Source organism: Enterobacter sp. SST3 (assembly GCF_000286655.1).
In the GTDB taxonomy this organism is placed as follows: domain Bacteria; phylum Pseudomonadota; class Gammaproteobacteria; order Enterobacterales; family Enterobacteriaceae; genus Enterobacter; species Enterobacter roggenkampii.
The window spans coordinates 1-4,807 of record NZ_ALNS01000037.1 but is presented as its reverse complement, the minus strand read 5'-3'; the positions used below and the strand labels follow the sequence as shown (position 1 = coordinate 4,807).

The following is a 4,807-nucleotide window of genomic DNA, read 5'->3' as shown; positions in this document are numbered from 1 at the left end:
GCAAGCCGGGCACCGGCTTCCCGACCGACTGGGAAAACCAGGAGAAGTGGAAGGGCGGCTGGATCCGCAAAATCAACGGCAAGCTGCAGCCGCGCATGGGTAACCGCGCTTGGCTTCTGGGAAAAATCTTTGCTAACCCGCACCTGCCGGGCATCGAGGATTACTACGAGCCGTTTGACTACGACTACCAGAATCTGCACAACGCGCCGGAAGGTAAACACCAGCCGATCGCCCGTCCCCGCTCGCTGATCACCGGTCAGCGCATGGACAAAATTACCAGCGGTCCAAACTGGGAGGAGATTCTGGGCGGCGAGTTCGAAAAACGCGCCAAAGACCAGAACTTCGAGAACATGCAGAAGGCGATGTACGGCCAGTTCGAAAACACCTTCATGATGTATCTGCCGCGCCTGTGCGAGCACTGCCTTAACCCGGCGTGCGTGGCGACCTGCCCGAGCGGCGCCATCTACAAGCGTGAAGAAGACGGCATCGTGCTGATCGACCAGGACAAGTGCCGCGGCTGGCGCATGTGCATCACCGGCTGCCCGTACAAAAAGATCTACTTCAACTGGAAGAGCGGCAAGTCCGAGAAGTGCATCTTCTGCTACCCGCGTATCGAAGCCGGTATGCCGACCGTCTGCTCCGAGAGTTGCGTAGGCCGTATTCGCTACCTCGGCGTGCTGCTGTACGACGCGGACGCGATTGAAAACGCCGCGAGCACCGAGAACGAGAAGGATCTGTATCAGCGTCAGCTGGATGTCTTCCTCGACCCGAACGATCCGAAAGTGATTGAGCAGGCGCTGAAGGACGGCATTCCGCAGAGCGTGATTGACGCCGCGCAGCAGTCTCCGGTGTACAAAATGGCGATGGACTGGAAGCTGGCCCTGCCGCTGCATCCGGAATACCGCACGCTGCCGATGGTCTGGTACGTGCCGCCGCTGTCGCCGATTCAGTCTGCCGCTGACGCGGGTGAGCTGGGCAGCAACGGCATTCTGCCGGACGTGGAGAGCCTGCGTATTCCGGTTCAGTACCTGGCCAACCTGCTGACCGCAGGGGATACCCAGCCCGTACTGCTGGCGCTGAAGCGTATGCTGGCGATGCGCCACTTCAAGCGTGCCGAAACCGTGGACGGCGTAACCGACACCCGCGCGCTGGAAGAGGTCGGTCTGACCGAAGCGCAGGCGCAGGAAATGTACCGCTATCTGGCGATTGCCAACTACGAAGACCGTTTCGTGGTGCCGAGCAGCCACCGTGAGCTGGCCCGCGAGGCCTTCCCGGAGAAAAACGGCTGTGGCTTTACCTTTGGCGACGGCTGCCACGGGTCAGACAGCAAATTCAACCTGTTCAACAGCCGCCGCATCGACGCCATGGATGTGACCAGTAAAACGGAGCCGCACTCATGATTGAACTCGTCATTGTTTCGCGTCTGCTCGAGTACCCGGATGCTGCGCTGGCGCAGCACCAGCAGGAACTTTTTGATGCGCTTGCGGCATCTGAAAACCTGGATAAAGAAGATGCCCAGAAGCTGGGCGTTTTCCTCCGCGATCTGCTGGCGCGCGATCTTCTTGATGCGCAGGCGGACTACAGCCAGCTGTTTGACCGGGGGCGTGCGACCTCGCTGCTGCTGTTCGAACACGTTCACGGTGAATCCCGCGACCGCGGTCAGGCGATGGTCGACCTGATGGCACAGTACGAGCAGCACGGTCTGCAGCTCGACAGCCGCGAGCTGCCGGATCACCTGCCGCTCTATCTGGAATATCTGGCGCAGCTGCCAAAAGAAGAGGCGCTGGGCGGTCTGCAGGACATCGCGCCGATCCTGGCGCTGCTCGGCGCGCGTCTTCAGCAGCGTGAGAGCCGCTACGCGGTGCTGTTCGATCTGCTGGTGAAGCTCGCCAACGCCTCTGTCGACAGTGAAAAAGTGGCGGAGAAAATCGCCGATGAGGCCCGTGACGATACGCCACAGGCGCTGGATGCGGTCTGGGAAGAAGAGCAGGTCAAATTCTTTGCTGACCAGAACTGCGGCGAGTCTGAAATCGCTGCTCACCAGCGCCGTTTTGCCGGCGCGGTTGCCCCGCAATATTTGAATATCTCTAACGGAGGACGGCACTAATGCACTTCCTGAATATGTTCTTCTTTGACATTTACCCGTATATCGCGGGCACCGTGTTCCTGGTGGGAAGCTGGCTGCGTTACGATTATGGCCAGTACACCTGGCGTGCCGCCTCCAGCCAGATGCTGGACCGCAAGGGGATGCACGTGGCGTCTAACCTGTTCCACATCGGGATTCTGGGCATTTTTGCCGGTCACTTCCTCGGGATGCTGACGCCGCACTGGATGTATGAAGCGTGGCTGCCGATTGAGGTGAAGCAGAAGATGGCGATGATCGCGGGCGGTGCCTGCGGCGTGATGACCCTTGTTGGCGGCCTGCTGCTGCTCAAGCGTCGTCTGTTCAGCCCGCGCGTGCGTGCGACCACAACCGCAGCGGATATCCTGATCCTCTCCCTGCTGATGGTACAGTGCGCGCTGGGTCTGCTGACCATTCCGTTCTCGGCGCAGCATATGGACGGAAGCGAAATGATTAAGCTGGTCGGCTGGGCGCAGTCCGTGGTGACCTTCCACGGCGGAGCATCTGAGCACCTGGACGGCGTGGCGTTTATCTTCCGCGTTCACCTGGTGCTGGGGATGACGCTGTTTGTGCTGTTTCCTTTCTCACGCCTGGTCCACATCTGGAGCGCGCCGGTGGAGTACCTGACGCGCAAATACCAGATTGTACGCGCCCGTCGCTAATTCGCCGTTTTGATACTAACCCCGCGCTCGCGGGGTTTTTTTTCGCCCCAGCCCAGGTTGTTGCCCGCGGCAGCAAACAGGATCAGCGCGCCGCCCGCCAGCTGCGTCAGGTTAAGCGCGTGTCCGAACACCAGATTATCGACAACAATTGCCACCACCGGATAGATAAACGACAGGGAGCCGGTGATGGGCGTAGGCAGCTTCTGAATTGCGCTGTAGAGCAGCTGGTACATAATGCCGGTATGGACAATGCCGAGCGTCAGCAGCATCGGCCAGGGGAAATCACCGGAAAATGACGGCAGGCTGGCAAACGGCAAAAGCATCACGACGCCGGTCAGCACCTGGATAAAGGCAATATGCTGCGGTGCGATTGTTTTCAGTTTGCGCGCAATGATTGCCGTCAGCGCGTAGAAGAAGGCCGCGGCCATGGCCAAACCTATTCCGGTGAGCCATTCGCTGCCATGCGCGCCGGTCAGCTCGCTGGAGAGCAGGATCACCACGCCGCCAAAGGCGAGGAATAGCCAGCCCCATTTCACCAGGCTGACGCGTTCGCCCAGAAACATCCCCATCAAGACCAGCATAAAAGGCTGGGTGTTATAGACCACGGTTGAAAGACCAATTGAGATACGCTCATAGGCCGCGAAGAGCAGCACCCAGTTCACCACGAGCGCCACGCCGCCAAGAATAGCCAGCAGCAGCGTGGTGCGGGTGAGGGGGCTGAAGGGCTTTTGACTTGCCCGGATAAAAATAAAAAGCGCCATAGCCCCGATAAGACAGCGCCAGAACACCACTTCCGTCACCGGCAGACCGGAGAGCAAAACAAACGCGCCGATAGAGCCGGAAATTAACATCGCCAGGCTCATTTGCCACACGCCTTTATGGAAATCACGCATCATCCACCTCCTGATTAATGACGCTATTGTCGAAAATCGCTGTCGGGTTTTACAGGGGTGAGATAAGGTTGAAAAGGTAAATGACTTTTTAAAATTAGGTGAAAAGAATGGAATGCCTTATCGATGATATCGACCGACAAATTTTAGCCTGCCTGGTTGAGGATGCGCGCATGTCGTTGAAGGTGCTCAGCGGCCGCATCGGTCTGACGTCCCCCAGTACGGCAGAGCGCCTGAAGCGGCTGGAAGAGCGCGGTGTGATTCAGGGTTATGGTGCACGGGTGAATCTGGCGGCGCTGGGGTATACGCTGCACGCGCTGGTGCGCGTACGGCCGTTGCCAGGGCTGTTGCATAAGGTGGATAAGTATATTCAGGCGATGCCGGAGTGTATTGAGAGCGACAAAGTCACCGGGGAGGACTGCTTCGTCATCAGGCTGGTGGTGCGGTCAATCGAACAGCTTGATGCGCTGCTGGACGGCCTGGCGGAACATGCCCAGTGTAATACGTCGATTGTGAAGAGTTCGCCGGTCAGGCGTCGCTTGCCTCCGATGTAGGTTTCTGTCGCCGGGTGGCGTCTGCGCCTTACCCGGCCTACAAGGGCGGACTCGGTTTTTTTATGTTGGGGAAGTGATGGTGGTGGGGGAAGGATTCGAACCTTCGAAGTCGATGACGGCAGATTTACAGTCTGCTCCCTTTGGCCGCTCGGGAACCCCACCAGGGGTAATTCAAATTTTGAGGTCGTGCTGAGAGATGGTGGTGGGGGAAGGATTCGAACCTTCGAAGTCGATGACGGCAGATTTACAGTCTGCTCCCTTTGGCCGCTCGGGAACCCCACCACGGGGTAATACTTTTTACTGGCCTGCTTCCTGCTGGAAGCGGGGCGCATCATATCAAATGAGACGCCCCTGTAAAGCTTTCCTTTAGGGAAATGAAGTTGTTTGCCTGCTTTTTATCCGTAAAGGCGCAAAGCTAATCAATTCATTTTCCGAAAGATTAAAGAATGATGGTTCTGTTACCGTAAACGAAGACACGCTGGGCCAGCACCTGATACAGCGCGCGGCTTAACACATTCTTCTCAACGTCACGCCCTGCACGCATCATGTCCTCAGCGGTGTAAGTGTGATCCACATGAA

At 58.0% G+C, this 4,807-nt stretch carries 5 protein-coding genes, 2 tRNA genes and 1 pseudogene; 4 read left to right on the top strand and 4 right to left on the bottom strand.

Going from position 1 to position 4,807, the window contains the following annotated elements; translation table 11 throughout:
* The 3 genes from narH to narI form a co-directional block, all read left to right on the top strand.
* A partial coding sequence (narH, locus tag B498_RS02815) for a nitrate reductase subunit beta (protein WP_008503002.1) occupies positions 1–1,400 on the top strand: 1,400 nt, incomplete at its 5' end.
* Positions 1,397–2,107: a nitrate reductase molybdenum cofactor assembly chaperone gene (gene narJ / locus B498_RS02820; RefSeq protein WP_008503001.1), complete on the top strand. Its 711-nt coding sequence runs from the start codon at positions 1,397–1,399 to the stop codon at positions 2,105–2,107. The genes narH and narJ, both read left to right, overlap by 4 nt.
* Positions 2,107–2,784 carry a respiratory nitrate reductase subunit gamma gene (narI, locus tag B498_RS02825; protein WP_008503000.1) on the top strand — a complete coding sequence of 226 codons (678 nt, stop codon included), beginning with the start codon at positions 2,107–2,109 and terminating at the stop codon, positions 2,782–2,784. Before narJ ends, narI begins: the two co-directional genes overlap by 1 nt.
* Here the strand turns inward: narI and B498_RS02830 are convergent.
* On the bottom strand, positions 2,781–3,677 hold the full coding sequence (locus B498_RS02830; protein WP_008502999.1) for a DMT family transporter: 897 nt from the start codon (positions 3,675–3,677) through the stop codon (positions 2,781–2,783). The genes narI and B498_RS02830 overlap by 4 nt on opposite strands.
* A gap of 107 nt (positions 3,678–3,784) precedes the next feature.
* Here B498_RS02830 and B498_RS02835 point away from each other — a divergent pair, with 107 nt between their 5' ends.
* Positions 3,785–4,228 carry an Lrp/AsnC family transcriptional regulator gene (locus tag B498_RS02835; protein ID WP_008502998.1) on the top strand — a complete coding sequence of 148 codons (444 nt, stop codon included), beginning with the start codon at positions 3,785–3,787 and terminating at the stop codon, positions 4,226–4,228.
* Positions 4,229–4,305: 77 nt separating this feature from the next.
* On the opposite strand, the gene B498_RS02840 is transcribed toward B498_RS02835, so the two are convergent.
* From B498_RS02840 to B498_RS02850, 3 genes and pseudogenes are all read right to left on the bottom strand, one after another.
* Positions 4,306–4,390: transfer RNA gene (locus B498_RS02840), tRNA-Tyr, on the bottom strand.
* Between the two features lie 35 nt (positions 4,391–4,425).
* Positions 4,426–4,510: transfer RNA gene (locus B498_RS02845), tRNA-Tyr, on the bottom strand.
* Between the two features lie 157 nt (positions 4,511–4,667).
* Positions 4,668–4,807 (bottom strand): annotated as a pseudogene (locus B498_RS02850) (formyltetrahydrofolate deformylase); the annotation flags it as partial.